This window comes from Glycomyces salinus (genome assembly GCF_016428645.1).
GTDB lineage: Bacteria > Actinomycetota > Actinomycetes > Mycobacteriales > Micromonosporaceae > Glycomyces > Glycomyces salinus.
Window position 1 is genome coordinate 1 of sequence record NZ_JAELXW010000143.1, and the last position, 471, is coordinate 471.

Sequence of the window (471 nt, forward strand, 5' to 3'; positions counted from 1 at the left end):
TGGGCCGCTGCGACGACCAAGCACACCAAGCTGGTGCTCGATGCGGTCGACCACGCCCTGTGGCAGCGGGACCGGACCGCCGCCCCGTACGGGTCCGATAGCGAGGCGATCATTCATCACTCGGACGCCGGCAGTCAATACACGAGTTTCCGCTTCGGCGCCCACCTCGCGCAGGCCGGCATCCAAGCCTCCATCGGTTCAGTCGGCGACGCCTACGACAACGCCCTGATGGAGTCCACGATCGGGTTGTACAAGACCGAACTGATCGATCGGAATCGCGATTGGAGGAATCTGACCGATGTAGAACTGGCCACCGCCGAGTGGATCGACTGGTACAACCACCAGCGGCTCCACTCCGCGATCGGCTACGCCACCCCCGCCGCCTACGAACAGCAATACTGGGCCACAGCCGTCCCAGCAGCTCCACAAGTCACCACGTAATCAACCCTCTATCACAGCCGGGGCGATTCA

1 protein-coding gene is annotated in these 471 nt (G+C 63.3%); it reads left to right on the forward strand.

The window, feature by feature from the left end; translation table 11 throughout:
- On the forward strand, positions 1–441 hold a 441-nt coding region (locus JFB92_RS23900), incomplete at its 5' end, for an integrase core domain-containing protein (RefSeq protein WP_199044359.1).
- Between the last annotated feature and the right edge of the window lie 30 nt (positions 442–471).